This is a genomic window from Variovorax sp. LARHSF232 (assembly GCF_052871435.1).
Genome location: NZ_JBIXJS010000007.1, coordinates 235092 through 254722, shown reverse-complemented (window position 1 = coordinate 254722; position 19631 = coordinate 235092). Strand labels below are relative to the sequence as shown.

Annotated in this window: 16 protein-coding genes; 5 read left to right on the top strand and 11 right to left on the bottom strand. The window is 67.5% G+C overall.

All coding sequences use genetic code 11. The annotated features are described in order from the left end of the window. Nucleotides 1–70: 70 nt before the first annotated feature. The 10 genes from ACIPRI_RS18905 to ACIPRI_RS18860 form a co-directional block, all read right to left on the bottom strand. Nucleotides 71–688: a TorD/DmsD family molecular chaperone gene (locus ACIPRI_RS18905; RefSeq protein ID WP_446623008.1), complete on the bottom strand. Its 618-nt coding sequence runs from the start codon at nucleotides 686–688 to the stop codon at nucleotides 71–73. Then, entirely contained in the window at nucleotides 685–2811 is a 2127-nt protein-coding gene (locus tag ACIPRI_RS18900; protein ID WP_446623007.1) for a 4Fe-4S binding protein, read from the bottom strand. Before ACIPRI_RS18900 ends, ACIPRI_RS18905 begins: the two co-directional genes overlap by 4 nt. Further along, a complete protein-coding gene (locus ACIPRI_RS18895) occupies nucleotides 2735–3409 on the bottom strand; it encodes a DUF3306 domain-containing protein (RefSeq protein WP_446623006.1) in 675 nt (224 codons plus the stop codon). The genes ACIPRI_RS18900 and ACIPRI_RS18895 overlap by 77 nt, the downstream gene beginning before the upstream one ends. Beyond that, the gene (locus ACIPRI_RS18890) at nucleotides 3402–3998 is read right to left on the bottom strand and encodes a DUF3305 domain-containing protein (protein ID WP_446623005.1); all 597 of its coding nucleotides are present in this window, start codon (nucleotides 3996–3998) and stop codon (nucleotides 3402–3404) included. Before ACIPRI_RS18890 ends, ACIPRI_RS18895 begins: the two co-directional genes overlap by 8 nt. A 272-nt stretch (nucleotides 3999–4270) precedes the next feature. After that, nucleotides 4271–7156, bottom strand: coding sequence for a formate dehydrogenase subunit alpha (gene fdhF / locus ACIPRI_RS18885; RefSeq protein ID WP_446623004.1), 2886 nt, complete (start codon nucleotides 7154–7156; stop codon nucleotides 4271–4273). Nucleotides 7157–7172: 16 nt separating this feature from the next. Beyond that, the gene (locus tag ACIPRI_RS18880) at nucleotides 7173–8993 is read right to left on the bottom strand and encodes an NADH-ubiquinone oxidoreductase-F iron-sulfur binding region domain-containing protein (protein WP_446623003.1); all 1821 of its coding nucleotides are present in this window, start codon (nucleotides 8991–8993) and stop codon (nucleotides 7173–7175) included. A gap of 222 nt (nucleotides 8994–9215) precedes the next feature. Continuing rightward, nucleotides 9216–10307, bottom strand: a complete 1092-nt coding sequence (gene apbC, locus ACIPRI_RS18875; protein WP_446623002.1) for an iron-sulfur cluster carrier protein ApbC — start codon at nucleotides 10305–10307, stop codon at nucleotides 9216–9218. Nucleotides 10308–10402: 95 nt separating this feature from the next. Then, entirely contained in the window at nucleotides 10403–11566 is a 1164-nt protein-coding gene (locus tag ACIPRI_RS18870) for a M48 family metallopeptidase (protein WP_446623001.1), read from the bottom strand. 27 nt (nucleotides 11567–11593) lie between these two features. Beyond that, nucleotides 11594–12895 carry a YjgN family protein gene (locus ACIPRI_RS18865; RefSeq protein ID WP_446623000.1) on the bottom strand — a complete coding sequence of 434 codons (1302 nt, stop codon included), beginning with the start codon at nucleotides 12893–12895 and terminating at the stop codon, nucleotides 11594–11596. Between the two features lie 80 nt (nucleotides 12896–12975). Continuing rightward, nucleotides 12976–13452 (bottom strand): GNAT family N-acetyltransferase, encoded by a 477-nt coding sequence (locus ACIPRI_RS18860; RefSeq protein ID WP_446622999.1) that lies wholly within the window; start codon nucleotides 13450–13452, stop codon nucleotides 12976–12978. A gap of 118 nt (nucleotides 13453–13570) precedes the next feature. Between ACIPRI_RS18860 and metG the strand changes: the two genes are divergently transcribed. From metG to ACIPRI_RS18835, 5 genes are all read left to right on the top strand, one after another. Further along, a complete protein-coding gene (metG, locus tag ACIPRI_RS18855; RefSeq protein ID WP_446622998.1) occupies nucleotides 13571–15682 on the top strand; it encodes a methionine--tRNA ligase in 2112 nt (703 codons plus the stop codon). 6 nt (nucleotides 15683–15688) lie between these two features. Then, nucleotides 15689–15940 carry a hypothetical protein gene (locus ACIPRI_RS18850; protein ID WP_446622997.1) on the top strand — a complete coding sequence of 84 codons (252 nt, stop codon included), beginning with the start codon at nucleotides 15689–15691 and terminating at the stop codon, nucleotides 15938–15940. A 194-nt stretch (nucleotides 15941–16134) separates the two neighbouring features. Beyond that, the gene (locus tag ACIPRI_RS18845; RefSeq protein WP_446622996.1) at nucleotides 16135–17826 is read left to right on the top strand and encodes a SulP family inorganic anion transporter; all 1692 of its coding nucleotides are present in this window, start codon (nucleotides 16135–16137) and stop codon (nucleotides 17824–17826) included. Between the two features lie 31 nt (nucleotides 17827–17857). Continuing rightward, on the top strand, nucleotides 17858–18067 hold the full coding sequence (locus ACIPRI_RS18840) for a DUF3460 family protein (RefSeq protein WP_446622995.1): 210 nt from the start codon (nucleotides 17858–17860) through the stop codon (nucleotides 18065–18067). Between the two features lie 64 nt (nucleotides 18068–18131). Further along, nucleotides 18132–18929 carry a segregation and condensation protein A gene (locus ACIPRI_RS18835; protein WP_446622994.1) on the top strand — a complete coding sequence of 266 codons (798 nt, stop codon included), beginning with the start codon at nucleotides 18132–18134 and terminating at the stop codon, nucleotides 18927–18929. 12 nt (nucleotides 18930–18941) lie between these two features. Here the strand turns inward: ACIPRI_RS18835 and ACIPRI_RS18830 are convergent, their stop codons facing one another. Then, nucleotides 18942–19622 carry a hypothetical protein gene (locus ACIPRI_RS18830; protein WP_446622993.1) on the bottom strand — a complete coding sequence of 227 codons (681 nt, stop codon included), beginning with the start codon at nucleotides 19620–19622 and terminating at the stop codon, nucleotides 18942–18944. Nucleotides 19623–19631 lie beyond the last annotated feature (9 nt).

Below are 19631 nucleotides of genomic sequence, written 5' to 3'. Positions count from 1 at the left end.
GACAAGACCCTAGCCCAAACAGCAACCAATGCCCCACTGCTTTGGTCAGGCCGCCAGACCAATCCGCCCATCACGCCAGGATGTCAAAAGCCTGTGCCTCGACCTGCAGGAAGGCCTGGGTGAAGCGCGCCAGTGCGGCATAGAAGCGCGCCTTGGGGTGTGTCGCCACCGCCTCGCACATCTCGGGCATCCAGGGCTGAATCTGCGCGGCAAAAAACGTCTGCTGCTGTGTCAAGTTTGCAACTTCCACGTCCTCGCCGGCGATCAGGTAGCGCATCACTTCGAACAGGCAGGCCACGTGGTCTTCGGTCTCGGACACCGTCTCGTCGCGCGCCAGGCCCAGGCGGGCCAGTTCGGTGCGCAGCTTGGCCAGCGGCTTGTCGTTCAGGAAGCCGCTCAGGTAGTGAGAACCAAAGAGGTAAACCTCCGGCTTGCCAATGCCGCCGAACAGCGCGTCGTACTCGCGGTGTGCCTGCGCTTCGCTGGTCTCGCGCGCCGCGCCGACCAGTTGGCGCCAGGGCTCTTCCAGGAAGGCGCCGGCGGCAGGCGCCTCGGTGGTCGCCACCTGAAACGCGGACAGCAGTTCGGCGTCCGGCGCCGCATACCAGAGCCGCGCCAACAGGCCGTACAGCTCGGCGCGGGCGATTTCCTCGTCGAGGGCGGTGGATGAAGCGACGGGCATGTTCATAGCTCGGTGATCTTCAGTTCGTTCGGCGCGGTGTACAGGTCGATGACGCGGCAGTCGCTGCACATCTTCAGGCGCTCCAGCGCCTCGCCCTGGAACATGGCGTGGCCGGCCAGCTTGCCCAGCATGGCTTCGATGGCCTTCTGCGTGCCGAAGGGCTTGCCGCAGCGCACGCACGACCAGGGCTTGGCCTCGTTCAGCACCACCGGCTGCGCCCGCTCGGGCGAGGTCAGCAGGCGCGGCACCAGCGAGATGGCGTCTTCCGGGCAGGTGGTGGCGCACAGGCCGCACTGCACGCAGTTCTTTTCGATGAAGCGCAGCTGCGGCGCATTGGGGTTGTCCTGCAGGGCGCTGGCCGGGCAGGCGCTGACGCAAGCCAGGCACAGGGTGCACTTGTCCTTGTCCACCGTGATGGCGCCCAAGGGCGAACCGGCCGGCAGCGGAATCGGCGCCGCAGGGGCCGGCTGCTTCAAGGCAGGCGCACTTTCGACCAGATGGTCCAGCGCCATTTCCAGCGTGCTGCGCTTTTCGGACGCGACGGCGTAGCGTGCGGCGCTGGCCGGCAGCTGCTGGCGCGTTGCGCGCAGGGTGGCCAGGGCGGCATCCAGTTCGGCCGGCGTGCCCGCGTCGATGGCGACGAAATGCGTGCCGGCATAGCCCAGTCCGGAGAGCAGCGCCTGGGCAATCTCCATCTGCTTTTGAAGCGCGGCGCGGTAGGGTGGCGCCTCTTCGCCGGTGAACAGCAACGCGACCTGGCTGGCACCAAAGGCCACGGCCGACAGCCACAGGTCGATGCCGGTGCTGGCGCTGTGAAAGAGCCCCACCGGAATCACCTGCGCCGGCACGCCGTGCGCCTTGCCCAGCTGGGCCTGCCGCCCCAGTTGCTCGACCAAGGCGCGGCCGCCCTCCTCGCTGTGCAGCAGCAGCGCCGCATCGCGTCCGCCGGCCTGTGCGTAGGTCGCCAGCAGGGTGCGCAGCTTGCGCCCCTGCTCCGGCGCGCGCGGATAGCTGTAGGCCAGCGCGCCGGTCGGGCAGACCGTGGTGCAGGCACCGCAACCCACGCAAAGGTTGGGGTTGACGACGATGCGTTGGCGCGCCTTGTCGCTGCTGATGGCGTGGGCCGAGCAGACCTCGACGCAGGCATTGCAGCCCACCACTTCGTTGCGGCTGTGAGCGCACAGCTTCTGCTTGTAGTCGAAGAACTTCGGCTTCTCGAACTCGCCCACCATCTCACGCAGGCGCAGCACGGTGGCCAGCGCCTCGGGCCGGCCAGCCAGGCCGCCGGCCTCGTGGAAGTAGCCCTGCGGCGGCGCGTGCCAATCGATCAGCGGGGCTGCGCCCAGGTCCAGCACCAGGTCGAAGTCGGCGCTCATGGATCGGGCTTCGCGCTGCAAGTCGATGGCGCCGGCCACGCCGCAGGCTTTCACGCACTCGCCGTGAGAGGTGCAGCGCGCCGCATCGATCTGGTAGTCGAAGCCGATGGCCTGTTCCGGGCAGACGGCGATGCAGGCATTGCAGCGGGTGCACAGGTCCAGGTCGATGCCGTTGTCCTGCGTCCAGGCCAGCTTGAAGGCACCGAGCCAGCCGGCCAGCGATGCGATGCGCCCGGCCATCACCGGAAAGCGACGCTCCTGCGCCCCGCCCTGCTCGCCCGGGCCGGTGGAAAAGATGCTGATGTCCAGGTTGTCGGCCAGCAGCGCCGCAGCCTGCTCGGCCTGGTCCAGCGGTCCGATGACCAGCAGGCGCCCCTGGCTCTTGTAGCTGACCGTGGGCACAGGCTCCGGTTCCGGCAGGCTGGCGGCCGCCAGCAGCGCGGCGATCTTCGGCATGGCTTGGCGCGCATCGCGGCTCCAGCCACCGGTCTCGCGGATGTTGACGAAGCGGATCGGCGAGGTGGCGTTTGGCGTCTGCTCGGCCAGTTCGGTGAACAGCCGCTTTTCCTGGGTACAGGCCACCACCACCTCGTCGCCCCCACTGCCGGTGATGGCACGCTGGAAGGCCGGGGCCTCGCGCCGGCACAGGGTGGTGTGGAGGGGAAGCTCTTTGTTGTCAGCCAGCGCCGCGCCGAGGGTCGTCGGCGTCAGGGGCATCGTCTTGTTGCAATCGCAGATCAGCGTGGTCGTCATCGGTCTCTTGGCTGGCCGGCCGCGCTTGGGCTTCGTGCTGCTGCGCGGTCGGCGGGCTGGGAATATCCCCGCGGGAATGCTGCGACTTTGCCACGTCCTGGACGGATGACATGGGAGGGGTTTCTTGGAGCGCCTTCTTCTTTCGCGCTTCTTCTTCGTCGTCGTCCACCAGCTTCAGGAAGACGGCGCTGGCCATCTTGCGCAGGCTGGACGCGGGCAGCGGCGCCGGGTTGGAGTAGTCGTCGATGTAGACGTCCATCCGGTCCATCACATTGAAGTGCGGGTCGGCAAAGAGCTTCTTCATCGCCGCGTTGCGCACCTCCGGCGCAACGTTGCGGGCGACGAAGGGCTTGAAGTCGGATTCGGGCGTGAGCGACTCGGCGTCGGCAAGGGTGGGCGGCGCGGCTTCGGCTTCCGGCTTTTCTCCTCCCCCCTCCGGGGGAAGGTCGGGATGGGGGCCAGCAGCGCCCGCTGCAGGCGCCGTCGCGCCCCCACCCCTGCCCTCCCCCGGAGGGGGAGGGAGTTTGACTTCCTCCGCAGGCGCAGCTTCGCCTTGCTGCTTGCGGCGCGACCAGCGCTCGAAGAAATTCTCAGACATCGCCGGCCCCCCGCTTCTTTTCGGTCGTCACGCTGGCGGCGTTGCCGAATCGGTCCACCAAGGGCTTGAAGCTCTCCGGCCGCTTGCGGCGCTTGGGCTCGGCGGCGTAGTGCGTATCGACGAACTCGCGCAGCCACTGCACCACCTCCGGCTGGGCCGGCACCTGCTCCACCATCTCCTGCGCGTCCAGCCAGCGGCCGGCGTCGTGATAGCTCAGGGTGACGATCACCGGCCGCGCGATGGGCTCGGGGGCGACGCTCGCCTCGTCTTCCATCCGCCACAGCACGAACCAGCAGGGCGCCGCCGTGCTGGTGTTGAGGTAGTAGCCCTCGGCGTCGTCGTTGAACAGCTCGACCTGAAAGCCCGGATGCAACCAGCGCTGCTCGCCTTCGGCGCTTTCATGCAAAAGATGCGGCGCGGCACCGAAGCCGGGCGCATCGGGCAGCACGCTGTCGAGCACCCAGCGCCACGTCTGCCAGCGCGCTGCCGGGCCCTGCACGCGCTCGCGGCGCATCACCACCGCGGCGTCGAGGGTGGGACGGGATTCCTTGTCCTGGCTGGGATCGTTGCGCGCCGTTTCGTCGGGCATGGATTTAGGGCCTGTTCACACTATTTACGGGGATCGCGTTGGCTCGCATTGGGGCTGGATGCAAGGCGCCCGCGCGCAGCAATGCTGAAGCATTGCAAGCGCGGGCAACGCCGCAGACGGCCCCAATGCGGGCCAACCCGAAGGGAAGGCATGCCAAAGCGGCCAACTCCGCGTTGCTCTCCTTGCGTGTGCCAATGCACACGCGGCGTCGTGCGCCTTGATCTGTCCGCTTTGGCATGCCTTCGCGACCCCGCAAATAGTATGAACAGGCCCTAGGTGGTGATTTCTTGCACCTCCCGAGAATAGCCCGCAACGGCGGCCGGCGTGCCGCCGCGTGTCAATCGCACCGCGCAGTACTTGAATTCAGGGATTTTCCCGAAGGGGTCCAGCGCCGCGTTGGTCATCAGGTTGGCCGCCGCCTCGTAGTAGGCGAATGGCACGAACACCGCGCCTTGCGGCGTACCGTCGTCGCGCCGCACGTGGATCGCCACCTCGCCGCGGCGCGACTGGATGGTGAGGACATCGCCCGGCGCCAGGCCCAGCTTGTCCAGGTCGGCCTGGTTCATGGAGGCGGTCGCGATCGGTTCCAGCGCATCCAGCACGGTGGCGCGGCGCGTCATGCTGCCGGTGTGCCAGTGCTCGAGCTGGCGGCCGGTGATGAGCACAAAGGGATACTCGACATCGGGCCGCTCGGCCGCCGGAATGATGTCGGCCGGCACCAGCTTGACGCGGCCGTCCGTGGTCGGGAAGTCCTCCACGAAGACAATGGGCTGGCCCGGGTCGTCTGCGCTCAGGCAGGGGTAGGTCACGCTGGACTCGCGCTGCAGCCGGTCCCAGGTGATGCCGCTGATGGCCGCATGCATGGCCTGGCGCATCTCGTCATACACCTCGGCCACGCCGCACTCTTCGCCCTGGTAGTTCCATGCGAGGCCCAGGCGCTGGGCCAGCTGCTGGATGATCCACAGGTCGGGCTTGGCATCGCCGGGGGGTTGAAGCGCGCGCTTGCCCAGCTGCACCATGCGGTCGGTGTTGCTCACCGTGCCGGTCTTCTCCGGCCAGGCGCTGGCAGGCAGCACCACGTCGGCCAGCCAGGCAGTCTCGGTCATGAAGATGTCCTGCACCACCAGGTGCTCCAGCGCGCCGAGCGCATGGCGGGCATGGTTCAGATCCGGGTCGCTCATGGCGGGGTTCTCGCCCATCACGTACATGCCGCGGATCTTGTGCGGGTCGCTGTCCTCGGCCAGCGCCTTGTGCATGATCTCCACCACCGTGTAGCCGGGCGTGGCATCCAGCGGCTGGCCCCAGAACTTCTCGAACCAGGCGTGGGCGCCCGGGTTGTCCACCCGCTGGTAGTTGGGGAACATCATCGGGATCAGGCCCGCATCGCTGGCGCCCTGCACGTTGTTCTGGCCACGCAGCGGATGCAGGCCGGAGCCGGGCTTGCCGATCTGGCCGGTGACCGAGACCAGCGCGATCAGGCAGCGCGAGTTGTCGGTGCCGTGCACGTGCTGGCTGATGCCCATGCCCCACAGGATCATCGCGCCCTTGGCGGTGGCGAAAGCGCGCGCCACTTCGCGCAAGGTCTGCGCCGGAATGCCGCAGATCGGCGCCATGGCCTCGGGGCTGTAGCCCTTCACGTTCTCCTTCAGCGCCTCGAAGTTGCTGGCGCGCTCGCGGATGAAGGCTTCGTCGACCAGGCCCTCGTCGATCACCGCATGGATCAGCGCATTGAGCATGGCCACGTCGGTGTCGGCCTTGAACTGCAGGGTGCGCCAGGCGTGCTTGCTGATGTCGGTGCGGCGCGGGTCGGCCAGCACGATCTTGGCGCCGCGCTTGGCGGCGTTCTTCATCCAGGTGGCGGCCACCGGATGGTTGGCCGTGGGGTTGGAGCCGATGATGAAAATCAGGTCGGCGTTCTCCACGTCGTTCACCTGGTTGCTCACCGCGCCCGAACCCACGCCCTCCAGCAGCGCCGCCACGCTGGAGGCATGGCACAGGCGCGTGCAGTGGTCGACGTTGTTGCTCTTGAAGCCGGTGCGCACCAGCTTCTGGAACAGGTAAGCCTCCTCGTTGCTGCCCTTGGCCGAGCCGAAGCCGGCCAGGCTCTTGGCGCCATGGGTATCACGCAGCTGCGCCAGCTTGCCGCCGGCCAGTTCCAGCGCCTCTTCCCACGTCGCTTCGCGGAACACGTCGCTCCAGTTGAGCGGCTGGCCGTCGTCGATGGTCTTGGGGACGCCGGGCTTGCGGATCAGGGGCTTGGTCAGGCGCTGCGGGTGGTGCGCGTAGTCGAAGCCGAAGCGCCCCTTGACGCACAGGCGCCCATGGTTGGCCGGGCCGTCGCGGCCATCGACGCTGACGATCTTCTCGTCCTTGACGTTGTAGGTGATCAGGCAGCCGACGCCGCAGAAGGGGCAGACCGAATCGACCTTGCGGTCGACCACCTGCGTGCCGATCTGCGTCTTGGGCATGAGGGCGCCAGTGGGGCAGGCCTGCACGCATTCGCCGCAGGCCACGCAGGTGCTGTCGCCCATCGGGTCGTCCAGGTCGAACACGATCTTGGAATCGGCCCCGCGCATGGCATAGCCGATCACGTCGTTGACCTGCTCCTCGCGGCACGCACGCACGCAGCGGTTGCACTGGATGCAGGCGTCGAGATTGACGGCCATCGCGGGATGCGAGATGTCGGCCTTCGGCTGCTCGCGGCGCAGGGCCTTGAGCTCGGGGCGCACCACCAGGCCCAGCTTGTCGGCCCAGGCGCTCAATTCACCATGCTGGCCGGCCTCGGATTGCGCCTTGCCCGCTTCATCGGCGTCGTTCCACTTGTAGCCCTGCTCCGGCATATCAGACAGCAGCATCTCGACCACCATCTTCTGGCTCTTCACCGCGCGGTCGCTGCAGGCCTGCACTTCCATGCCGGGCGTGGCGGCGCGGCAGCAGCTGGGGGCCAGCACCCGCTCGCCCTTGACCTCGACCACGCAGGCGCGGCAGTTGCCGTCGGGCCGCAGGCCTTCCTTGTAGCAAAGGTGCGGGATGTCGACGCCGGCGCGCTTGGCTGCCGTCAGGATGGATTCGCCTTCGAAGGCCTCGACGGTGCGGCCGTCGAGCTGGAACTCGATGGTCTGCGGCATCAGTTCGTTGAGCTTGGTGGGGGCGTTCATTTTTCTTCTCGTCCTCTCAAGCGATTTCCTGCGGGAAGTACTTCTGGATGCTGCGGATCGGGTTGGGCGCAGCCTGCCCCAGCCCGCAGATGGACGCATCGCCCATCACCTGGGCCAGGTCCTCGAGCGTGGTGTTGTCCCAGACCCTGGCCTGCATCAGCGCCGCCGCCTTGCCGGTGCCGACCCGGCACGGCGTGCACTGGCCGCAGCTTTCATGCTCGAAGAAGCGCATCACGTTGAGCGCCGCGTCGCGCGCCCGGTCGTGGTTGCTGAGCACCATCACCGCGGCGGAGCCGATGAAGCAGCCGTAGGGCTGCAGGGTGTCGAAGTCCAGCGGGATATCACCCAGGCTGGCCGGCAGGATGCCGCCCGAGGCGCCGCCCGGCAGGTAGGCGTAAAGCGCGTGGCCGTCCAGCATGCCGCCGCAGTATTCGTCGATGAGTTCCTTCACCGTGATGCCGGCCGGCGCCAGCTTGACGCCGGGCAGCTTCACCCGTCCGCTCACGCTGAAGCTGCGCAGCCCCTTGCGGCCGTTGCGGCCGAAGCTGCTGAACCACTGCGGCCCCTTTTGCACGATGTCGCGCACCCAGTAGAGAGTCTCGAAGTTGTGCTCCAGCGTGGGCCGGCCGAACAGGCCGACCTGCGCGATGTAGGGCGGGCGCATGCGCGGCTCGCCACGCTTGCCTTCGATGCTCTCGATCATCGCGGACTCTTCGCCGCAGATGTAGGCACCGGCGCCGCGCCGCAGCTCGATCTTCGGCAGCGGGCATGGCGGGTCGGCCTGCAGCTTGGCGAGCTCCGCTTCCAGCAGCGCACGGCAGTCGTGATATTCGTCGCGCAGGTAGACGTAGCAAGCGTCGATGCCCACGCATTGGGCGGCAATCACCAGGCCTTCGAGGAAGCGGTGCGGATCGCGTTCCAGGTAGGTGCGGTCCTTGAAAGTGCCGGGCTCGCCCTCGTCGATGTTCACCGCCATCAGCTTGGGGGCCGGCTGCTCGCGCACGATGCGCCACTTGCGCCCGGCTGGAAAGCCGGCGCCGCCCAGGCCGCGCAGGCCGGAGTCTTCCATCGCCTTGATGACCGACTCGACATCCTGCTCGCCCTGCACCAGCGCTGCGGCCAGCGCGTAGCCGCCGTGGGCGCGGTAGGTGGCGTAGTCGGTATGGGCGGGAATCGCCTCGGCCGCATCGGAGGGCAAGGTGACGCTCTGCTCGGCCAAGTCGGCCGGCGTGAAATTGGCCGTGCGGCGCGGTGCTGCGGGCCGCGCCTGCAGCGCCTCGAAGATCTTGTTGTCGTCGGCCAGCGCAATGGCACGCTGGTCCAGCGCCACCGCGGGCGCCTGCTCGCAGCGGCCGATGCAGGGCGCGGCGATCACGCGCACGTCATCGCGGCCGGCCAGGCCCAGCAGCTTGGGCAGCCGCGCCAGCAGGTCCCGCGCGCCGGCCAACTCGCAAGCCAGGCCGTCGCATACGCGCACCGTGACGCCGGGCGCGGCCTCGTCGCCGCGCAGGATTTCGAAGTGGTGATAGAAGGTCGCGACCTCGTAGACCTCCGCCATCGGGATGTTCATGAGGGCGGCCAGGGCCACCAAGTGCCGATCGTGCAGGCCGCGGTGTGCATCGTTGACCTTGTGCAGGTATTCGATCAGCAGGTCGCGCCGAAAGCCGCCTTCGGGCTTCTCGCCGATGAGCTCGCCCACCTGCGCCATCGCATCGCCCTCGGGCTGGCGGCCCTTGAGCTTGCTCTTCTTGCGGATGCGCTCGCGCATGTCGTCGACAGTGCCGAGCGGGATCGTCTGAACGCTGTCTTTTCCTGCCGTGCCTGGGTGGTTTTGCATCTGCCTTGGCCTTCGGCGCCGACCCGCGTGGGACCGATCGGCGCTTGTCTCGATTACCGGATCATCGTCTTTGCCAAGGCCCTTGTCCCTGTGGTGAAAAGGGACCTGTGCAAATCAATTCCAGTGTCGGCGCAGCTGCAGCGGAGCGTCAAATTGAATCGGCGAACCGATTGATTAGAGAAATGAATGGAAAAGGCGGACGCGTTCGCGCCGCCTCCTTCTTCATGTGGTCTTGCTGACCGTGATGGTCGGGAACTTGGCCGAGAAGTCCTTGGCCTTTTCGGCGATCCCAACGGCCACCTGGCGTGCCACCGCCTTGTACAGGCCGGCCACTTCGCCGTCCGGGTCGGCGACCACGGTGGGCTTGCCGCTGTCGGCTTGCAGGCGAATGTTGATGTCCAGCGGCAGCGCGCCCAGGTAGGGCATCTGGTATTGCTCGGCCATCTTCTTGCCGCCTTCGGCGCCGAAGATGTGCTCGACATGGCCGCAGTTGGAGCACACGTGCACCGCCATGTTTTCCACGATGCCCAGGATCGGCACGCCGACCTTCTCGAACATCTTGATGCCCTTGCGCGCATCCAGAAGGGCGATGTCCTGCGGCGTCGTGACGATCACCGCGCCGGTCATGGGCACGCGCTGGCTCAGGGTGAGCTGGATGTCGCCGGTGCCGGGCGGCATGTCGACGATGAGGTAGTCGAGGTCTTTCCAGTTGGTCTGGCGCAACAGTTGCTCCAGCGCCTGGGTCGCCATCGGGCCGCGCCAGATCATGGCTTCGTCCTGGTCGACCAGAAAGCCGATGGACATCACCTGCACGCCGTGGTTTTCCAGCGGCTCCATGGTCTTGCCGTCTTCGCTTTCGGGACGGCGGCTGATGCCCAGCATCATGGGCTGGCTGGGCCCGTAGATGTCGGCGTCCAAGAGGCCGACGGCAGCGCCTTCGGCCGCCAGCGCCAGTGCCAGGTTGGCGGCGGTGGTGCTCTTGCCCACCCCGCCCTTGCCCGAGGCCACGGCGATGATGTTCTTCACGTTGGGCATCAGTTGCACGCCGCGCTGCACCGCGTGGCTGATGACCCGGGTTGTGATGTTGACCGAGACGTTCTCCACCCCCGGCACCGTCTTGGCCGCGGCCACCAGCGCCTTGCGCATGGCCGGCACCTGGCTCTTGGCCGGATAGCCCAGCTCGATGTCGAAGGACACGTCGCCCTCGTGGATCTGCACGTTTTTCAGCGCCTTGGCGCTGACGAAATCCTTGCCGGTGTTGGGATCGAGGACGGACTTGAGCGCTTGGGCCAGCGCTTCTTGGGTAGCTGCCATGGTGGGTAATAACTCCTAGTGCGGCTAGTCTAGGGCTTGTTGCTCCGTGAATTCGGCGCCGTGGGGTGCAAGCCGCACTGGGCAGGGGTCATTCCCTAGCGGTCGGTGTCACAGCCCAGGCCCATCTTCATCCGCCGGGCGCGCTCCGGCGTGCCGGGGTGGCTGTCGAGCAGGCTGGACCAGGCGAAGGACGCGTCTTCCCCCTCCTTGTTTCCCATGTTCTGCGAACCGTCTTTCTCCTTGGCGCCGTCGTCGATGCGCAGCAGCAGCTCGGCCATCGGCGCCAGCGGCCGGCCGGCCTGCTGCATCAAGGCGACGGCAAAGCAATCGGCGTCGGCCTCGTGGCCACGCTGGTAGGCCAGGCCGGTGAGCAGCGCGCTGCCGGTCGAGATCAGGCTCGACACATCGCCCATCGCCAGGCCCAGCCCGATGTTGAGCACACCCTGCTCCACCACCATGCGCGTGCCGTGGCGGTACAGCACGTGGCCCATTTCGTGGGCCAGCACGCCCATCAGCGCGTCATCGTCCAACTGGGCGCGGCTGGCGGCTTCGACCAGGGCATCGGTCATGACCACCGTGCCGCCCGGCAGCGCCAGGGCGTTGGGACCCAGGCCCGATCGAAATTCGAGCCGGAAGCGCGGCTTGTAGTTCGGGTACGGCAGTCGCCGCGCATCGACCTGCGCCGCCAGCGCGTCGAAGGCTGCGCGCAATTGCGCCTGGCGCTCGGGCGCCAGCTTGCTGGGCTTGAGCCACTGGCCGTCGAGCTGCGCAAGCGCACGGGTGCTCACGCTCGTCTCCCAGTCGAGCGGCACGTGGCGCGTGAGCTGCACCGCGGCCCAGGGCGTGCCATAGCGGTAGAAGGCCCACAGGCCGACTGCCGCCACCAGCAGCACGACGATGAAGACACGCCAACGGGTCTGCATGCGTTGCGCCAGGCTGGGCCTGCCGCCTGCGGCCGCCAGTGCCGCGTGCCAGCGCGCGCCGTCGTCGATCTGCAGGCTGCCGGCATCGCGCAGGTCCACCGCCACGGTCTTTTGCGCGCGCTGCGCGCTCCACACTTCGGGCCACTCGACTTCATGCGGCGCGAACACGCGCGGCGGCGCCGCGGCAGCCTCCGCCGACGCCAGCGGATGCAGGTGCAGCGAAGGCCCCTTGGCACCGGGCTGCAGGCTCACCAGCACGGGCTTGGGCTGGCTGCTGCGGCCGTCGAACCAGCGCGCGCGCAGGAGCGCAGCGTCGGTGGCGCGAGAGGAGTCCATGACTGAAAAAACGCAGGAAACTGGACGCTAGCCGACCAGATCCAGGCCAAGCGCATCGGCCACCGCATCGCCGAAGCCGCCCTGCTCCTGCCGGCGCGTGAGCTGGCTAACCAGCGGCTCGACCCCGCCCTTGAGATAGAGCATGGTCGACTCGGCCTTCATGCGGTATTCGTTCACCCGCGCGAAGGGCCGGTAGAAGCCGAGTGTGATCACCGTCAGCAGCACGTTCTTGATGCGCAGCCAGACAAAGGCCGAGGTGCCCAGGCTGGTACGAAAACGGGCGATGCGGCTCACGCCGACGCCGTTCCACAAGAGCTGGAACATGCGCGCCTCGCGATAAGCCAGGGCCGGCGAGATGGAAAGGAAAAAGCCCGCCAGGCCGATCACCGTGCCGATCAGGATGGCCTTGATCACCATGGCCGCGCGCGAGCCGCCGGTGCCCCCCATCAGGACCTGCACGCCGCCGAACAGGGCGCCCAGCAGCATCATCGCCAGTGTCACGAGCACGGCCGACAGCAGGAACACGCCCAGCGACGCCAACGCGATGCGCAGGAAGGCCCCGAAGCCCGGATGCCAGCGCCCCGCCTGGTCGCCGATGAGCGTGCGCCGAACCAGCAGCACCTTGTAGTTGTAGTCCAGCCGGGTCAGCAGCACGAAGCTGGTCGCGAGGCCCAGGAAGAGGAGGATGCCCATGGGCGCCGTGATCTCGGGCGTCGGAACCTTGCCCTCGGCAGCCCCGGTCGCGGCGCCGCCCGCCAGGTCCGCCACCTCGGGTGCCAGCAGAGCCAGCAGGAAGCCCAGCACCACCCACAGCCCCACCAGCGCAAACACCGGCCAGCTGGCCCGATAGACCTCGGCCCAACTGGCGCCGAACTGCAGCCGAAGCCCGCGCCAGCGCGTATTGCCAAGGCGAAAGCGCATCGCCTTGCCCCACAGCCAGGGCGCAAGCGCTACGCCGCCCAGCATCGCCAGCCCCACGACGACGTCGTGCCCGGTTTCGGAAGCGACGTTGATCGCCGCGTAGATGACCGCCAGCAGCAGGAAGCCAACCACCATGCTGCGCGTCTTGGCGGTGAACTCCAGCGGCCCGTCAGCCACCTCGGTGTGGCTATAGAAGTACTTGACGGTGCGCCGCCGCGCCCACGGCGTGTAGATCCCCAAGGTGACGATGCTGAGCAGCACGTTCACGATCCAGACCCGGAAGTACTCGCCGCCGTCGCCGGTGAAGTTGATCGGGTGGTGCCCGATGGTGTCGGTGGTGCTCTCGACCTGGCCGGACAATGGGGCCGCGCGATCCGGCGCACTGCTGCTGCTGATGCTGTCATCCATGGAAGTCGCTTCTCCTCTTGTTGTGATGAGTCGCGGCCAGTCTAGCAGTGGCGCTGCTGGCGCCGGTGGCAGCGCGCGCCTCAGCCGGCGTCGGAAGGCGACAGCCGCTTGACCATGCGCACCGCATCCTCCACGCCTTCGTAGTAGCCGACCGACACGCCGACTTCCTCGAAGCCATGGTGGCGGTAGAAGGCCAGCCCCGCCAGGTTGGTGATGCGCACTTCGAGCCGGATGGCCGTGAGGCCCGCCGCGCGCACCGTGGCTTCCAGCCAGGCCAGCAGGGCCGAGCCCAGGCCGCTGCGGCGCCGGACGGCGCGCACCGCGAGCAGGGCGATGTGCGCCTCTTCCTCGCCGTACTGCATGATGGCAAAGGCCGGCACGCCGGTGCTGCCGCTGCGGATCACTACCACGTTGGTATCGACGTCGTGGATGCAGCGCATCACGCGGCGCGCGGTCCAGCGCCAGCTGAGGCCGTACTCGATGGCATCGCGCGACAGTTCGGCAATGGACAGCGCGTCGGTGGTGCGCGCAAGGGAGATTTCGTGTTCGGAGATCACGAGTTGGCCCGCATGGACGTTGACTATAGCCCGCCAACTAAAATACCGGTCCCCTGCTGGCGCCGCACCATGGCCGTCCAGCGGCCCTCCCCCAAGCTCCACCAGAAGCGCCCGCTCGATGAACCAGCGCAAACTCTTCGTCACCACCGCCCTGCCCTACGCCAATGGCAAGTTCCATATCGGCCACATCATGGAGTACATCCAGGCCGACATCTGGGTGCGCTTCCAGCGCATGCAGGGGCACATGGTGCATTTCGTGGGGGCGGATGACGCGCACGGCGCGCCGATCATGATCGCGGCCGAAAAGGCCGGCAAGACACCGCAGGCGTTCGTCGGCGAGATCGCGGCCGGCCGCAAGGAATACCTGGACGGCTTCCACATCCGCTTCGACAACTGGCATTCGACCGACAGCCCGGAGAACACCGAGCTGGCGCAGGGCATCTACAAGCGCCTGCGCGCGGACGGCATGATCGCCAACCGCACCATCGAGCAGTTCTACGACCCGGTCAAGGGCATGTTCCTGCCCGACCGCTACATCAAGGGCGAATGCCCCGTCTGCCACACCAAGGACCAATACGGCGATTCGTGCGAGGTGTGCAGCAGCGTCTATTCGCCCACCGAGCTGATCAGCCCCTACTCCACCCTGACCGGCGCCACGCCCGAGCTGCGCAGCTCGGAGCACTTCTTCTTCAAGCTGTCCGACCCCAAGGTGGTCGACTTCCTGAAGGGCTGGACACAGGACAAGAATGCCGACGGCACTGGCGTGCCGAGGCTGCAGGCGGAGATGGCCAAGAAGGCCAGCGAATGGTTCGAAGCCGGCATGGCCGACTGGGACATCTCGCGCGAGGCACCCTACTTCGGCATCGAGATCCCGGATGCGCCGGGCAAGTACTTCTACGTCTGGCTCGATGCCCCGGTGGGCTACCTGGCCAGCCTGAAGAACCACTTTGACAAGGGGCAGGCCAAGGACCACTGGCACCCGGCTTCGCGCACCGCGCAAAGCTTCGACGCGTTCGTGGCCGACCCGGCCGTGGAGCAGGTGCACTTCATCGGCAAGGACATCGTCTACTTCCACACCCTGTTCTGGCCCGCCATGCTGCAGTTCAGCGGCCGCAAGACGCCCAGCCAGGTGAACGTGCACGGCTTCATCACCGTCTCGGGCGAGAAGATGAGCAAGAGCCGCGGCACCGGCATCGATCCGCTCAAGTACCTCGGCATCGGCATGAACCCCGAATGGCTGCGCTACTACATCGCCGCCAAGCTCAACGCCAAGGTGGAAGACGTCGACTTCAATCCCGACGACTTCATGGCACGCGTCAACGCCGACCTGGTGGGCAAATACATCAACATCGCCAGCCGCGCCGCCGGCTTCATCGCCAAGCGCTTTGGCGGCAAGCTGGGCGAGGTCACGTCCGACGGCGCTGCCTTGCTCAAGACCTTGCAGTCGGAGTCGCCATCGATCGAAGGGCTCTACGACAGCCGCGACTTTGCCCGCGTGCTGCGCGAGATCATGGGCCTGGCCGACAAGGTCAACGAGTACGTCGACCAGAACAAGCCCTGGGAGCTGGCCAAGAAGGAAGGCCAGGAAGCGCGCCTGCACGACGTGTGCACCGCCTGCATCGAGGCCTTCCGTCTGCTCACGATCTACCTCAAGCCGGTGCTGCCCACCCTGGCCGAACAGGTGGAAGCCTTCCTTGGCTGCGCACCGCTGGAATCGCAGGACGCCCGGCGCCTGCTGGGCAAGGGCCATGCGATCAACGACTACAAGCACCTGATGCAGCGCGTCGATGCCAAACAGCTCGACGCCCTGTTCGAAGCGCCGGCGCCCGCGCCGGCCGCCTCCGAGGACGATGCCGGCGACTTGCTGCCCGGCGGCGAGGGCATCGCGCCCACCATCAGCATCGACGACTTCGCCAAGATCGACCTGCGCATTGCAAGAATCGTGGCCTGCCAGAAGGTGGAAGGCTCGACCAAGCTCTTGCACCTGACCCTGGACGTGGGCGAAGGCAAGACGCGCAACGTCTTCTCCGGCATCGCGTCCTGCTATGAGCCCGAACAGCTGGTGGGCAAGCTCACCGTGATGGTGGCCAACCTGGCGCCGCGCAAGATGAAGTTCGGCGTGTCCGAGGGCATGGTGTTGGCCGCCAGCCATGCCAACGAAAAGGCCAACCCCGGCATCCACGTGCTGGAACCCTGGCCTGGCGCCACGCCGGGCATGCGGGTACGCTGAGGGCCCATGTCCCTTCTTCGCACCACCTTCCTGCTGTCGGGCCTCGCCTTGGCGGCCGCCGTGCTCCCGGGCTGCGCCGTCGTCAGCGTGGCGAGCGCCACCGTCAGCGTGGCCAGCACCGCCGTGAGCGTGGGCGCGGGCGCCGTCGGCCTGGCCGCCGATGCCGCCATCGGCACGGCCAAGATCACCGGCAAGGCGGTGGGCGCCGCGGCCGACGCCGTGTTGCCGGATTCGAACAGCGGCGCTGTCGAAAAGTAGCCGTCGCACGGCGCGATCGGCACGCGGGCGCGCGCCGGGCGCATACTCGGCGCATGGCCATCCAGCCCGCCCCGCACCTGTCGCGCCGACGGCGCTTCATCATGCGGCTGCGCCATTGCGGGCCGCCACCGAATCTGAACTGAACCACGCCTTGCCGCTGCGCTTGCGGCCGTTCGTTCACTTCGGGAGGCTTCGTGTCATTCCAATTTCAGTTCCGGCCCCGGCTGCTGGATGCCCTGCACGGCTATGACCGTGCGCGCTTTCTCAAGGACCTGGGCGCCGGCGCCACCGTCGGCATCGTGGCGCTGCCGCTGGCCATGGCCTTTGCCATCGCCTCGGGCCTGAAGCCCGAGGCGGGCATCTGGACGGCCATCATCGCCGGCTTCCTGATCTCGCTGCTGGGCGGCTCGGCCGTGCAGATCGGCGGGCCGGCGGGCGCCTTCATCGTGATCGTCTACGGCATCGTGGAGCGCTATGGCCTGGCCAACCTGCTGATCTCCACCGCCTGCGCCGGGCTGATCCTCATGCTGCTGGGCATGTTCCGGCTGGGCACGCTGGTGCGCTACGTGCCGGTATCGATCGTGGTGGGCTTCACCAACGGCATCGCGGTGCTGATCCTCTTGTCGCAGCTGCGCGACTGGCTCGGCCTGTCGATCGACAAGATGCCGGCCGACATGTTCTCGCAGCTGCACACGCTGGCGCTGCACATCGGCAGCTTCAACCCCTACGCCTTCGGGCTCGGCACGATCTGCATCGCGGGGCTCTTTGCCTGGCCGCTGCTGCTGCACGACAAGTCGCGCTTTGGCTACGCGGTGCACCTGATGTTCGCGCGCGTGACCGAGCTGCGGGCGGTGCAGATGGCCTCGCGTGTGCCGGGACCGATCGTTGCCCTGGTCAGCCTGACGGCACTGGCCTGGGCGCTCGAGCTGCCGGTGGAGACCATCGGCACCCGCTTCGGCGGCATTCCGCAGGGGCTGCCGGCCTTCGCCCTGCCCGAGTTCAGCTGGGAGACGGTCAAGCAGCTGGTGACGCCCACCCTCACCATCGCCCTCCTGGGCGCGATCGAATCGCTCTTGTGCGCCCGCGTGGCGGACCAGGTCAGCGGGCTGCCCCGCCACGATCCCAACCAGGAGCTGATGGCGCAAGGCGTCGCCAACCTGGTGGTGCCCTTCTTCGGCGGCATGCCGGCCACCGGCACCATCGCCCGCACCGTCACCAACGTGCGCGCCGGCGCCAGCTCGCCCATCGCCGGCATCGTCCACGCCCTCACGCTGCTGGTGGTCGTGCTGCTGGCAGCGCCGCTGGCCCGGCTGGTGCCGCTGTCGGTGCTGGCCGGCATTCTGGTCTTTGTGGCCTGGAACATGGGCGAATGGCGCGAGTTGGCGCCCTACATGCTGCGCCGCTTTTCGCACCACTATCGCCTGCTGATGCTGGGCACCTTCTTCCTGACGGTGGTGTTCGACCTCACGGTGGCGGTGGAGGCCGGCATCGTGCTGGCCTGCGCGCTCTTCATCCGGCGCATGAACACCCTGTTCCGGGTCGAGCTGGTGTCGCTGCAGCCGCCCGTGCTCACCTACCGGCTGTACGGCGCCTTCTTCTTCGGCGCGGCCAACAAGCTCGATCCGGCCATCCAGGCGGTGGAACGCGCGCCGCGCGGCATGACGGTGGTGCTGGACGCCATGCACATGATCCAGCTGGACACCACCGGCCTGGATGCGCTGCGCCAGCTGCACAAGGCGGTGCTGGCGCGGGGCGGCCTGCTGCGGCTCGAGTCCCTGCAGCCGCAGCCGCGCGACCTGATCGAGCGCTCCGGCTTCGCGGACGATCTGGCGGCGGCTTCCGCCAGCGCCGACGCCAGCCCCGACGCCGGCGGCGCGCACCGGTAAAATCGGCGAAGCAGTCAAAGGTCCCCTACCCATGTTTTCCCTCTTCCGTCGCCCCCACTACAGCTCCGAAATCACCAATTTCATCGAGGAAATGCGGCAAAAAAAGCCCACCCTCGAAGCCGAGCAGCGCGCCGGCCGGGCCCTCCTGTGGGACAAGCACCTGGACCGCGAGACGCTGGAAGAATTCGACCAGGCGCGGGTGCCGCAGCAGCCCTACGTCTACCAGACCCAGGCCAAGTAAGCGGCCGATGGTTGGCGTGGCCTCCCCGGCACAGGACGAAGACGGACAACCGATCGTCGCCGCCATGCCCGAAGTCGTCGACCAGGTCGCGCTTGCCCGGCTCTATGGCGAGCCACTGTTCGCGCTGCCGAACGACCTGTACATCCCGCCCGAGGCGCTGCAGGTCTTCCTGGAAGCCTTCGAGGGCCCGCTCGACCTGCTGCTCTACCTGATCCGCAAGCAGAACTTCAACATCCTCGACATCCCCATGGCGGGGCTGACGCGCCAGTACCTGGCCTACGTCGACGAGATCCGCCAGACCAACCTGGAGCTGGCCGCCGAATACCTCTTGATGGCGGCCATGCTGATCGAGATCAAGTCGCGCATGCTCCTGCCGCCCAAGAAGACGGCCGAGGGCGAAGAGGCGGAAGACCCGCGCGCCGAGCTGGCGCGCCGGCTGATCGAGTACGAGCAGACCAAGATGCAGGCGGCCGCCATCGGTGCCCTGCCCACCTTCGGGCGCGACTTCTGGAAGGCGCAGGTCTACATCGAGCAGTCGCTCAAGCCGCGCTTTCCCGACGTGAACGTGGTCGACCTGCGCGACGCCTGGGCCGACATCCTCAAGCGGGCCAAGCTGGTGCAACACCACAAGATCTCGCGCGAGGAGCTTTCCGTGCGCGAGCACATGAGCATCGTGCTGCGCCATCTGCAAGGCCGGCGCTTTGTCGAGTTCGAGAACCTGTTCGACCCGACGCGCGGCTCGGCGGTGATGGTGGTGACCTTCATCGCCATGCTGGAGCTGGCCAAGGAATGCCTGATCGAGATCACGCAGGCCGAGGCCTTCGCCCCGATCTACGTGCGTCTGGCGTACTCCCCCGCCTGAGCGCTGCCAGAGCTACTGGGCGAAACAATAGAGCAGGCCGTTGCCGCCTGTCTTTTTCAGCGCATCGAGGCTGCAGCCCTGGCTGGCGTGCGAGGAATTCCAGGACTTGGCCGGCGGGCTGTCGTTGAGGCCCATACGGTCGTGATGGCCGACGATGGCCGAGCCCTCGTCGCTTTTTGTCCAGTTGCCGCAGGTGGTGTCCTTGCCAGGGTCGCTCACCGCGCGGCCTTCCGGCGATGAGCCGGTCAGGATGTCATGCATGTTGACCGGGTCGCCGCGGCCGCTGATCACTGCGCCCTTTTCGGTCAAGGCGCTCTGCTTGGTGAGCTTGTTGCTGCCGTGCAGTTCGTCGACGCTGCCGGCAACCAGTTCGCCCTTGGCGTTGTACCAGGGCCCGGTGCCGATGCGATCACGCGCATTGACCGCCGCCGAGCCGCCCGCCGCCGTGGTGCTTAGGTAGGCGCGCCAGGTACGGCTGCCGGCGCCGGCGCCGGTGGCCAGCGACTGACAATACTTGTCGGCGCCGGCCAGGCCGCCGAAATCCGCGCCCTTGCCGGGATTGGCGCTGGTGACGAAGAAGCTCATCGACTTGCCTGCGCTCATGCCGCCGCCGCCCATGGCGCAGGCGCCCAGCAACGTGGCGCCGAGCACGGACGCGATCAGGCAGAGTGATTTTTTCCGGTAGCTGCGCATGGACGGCTC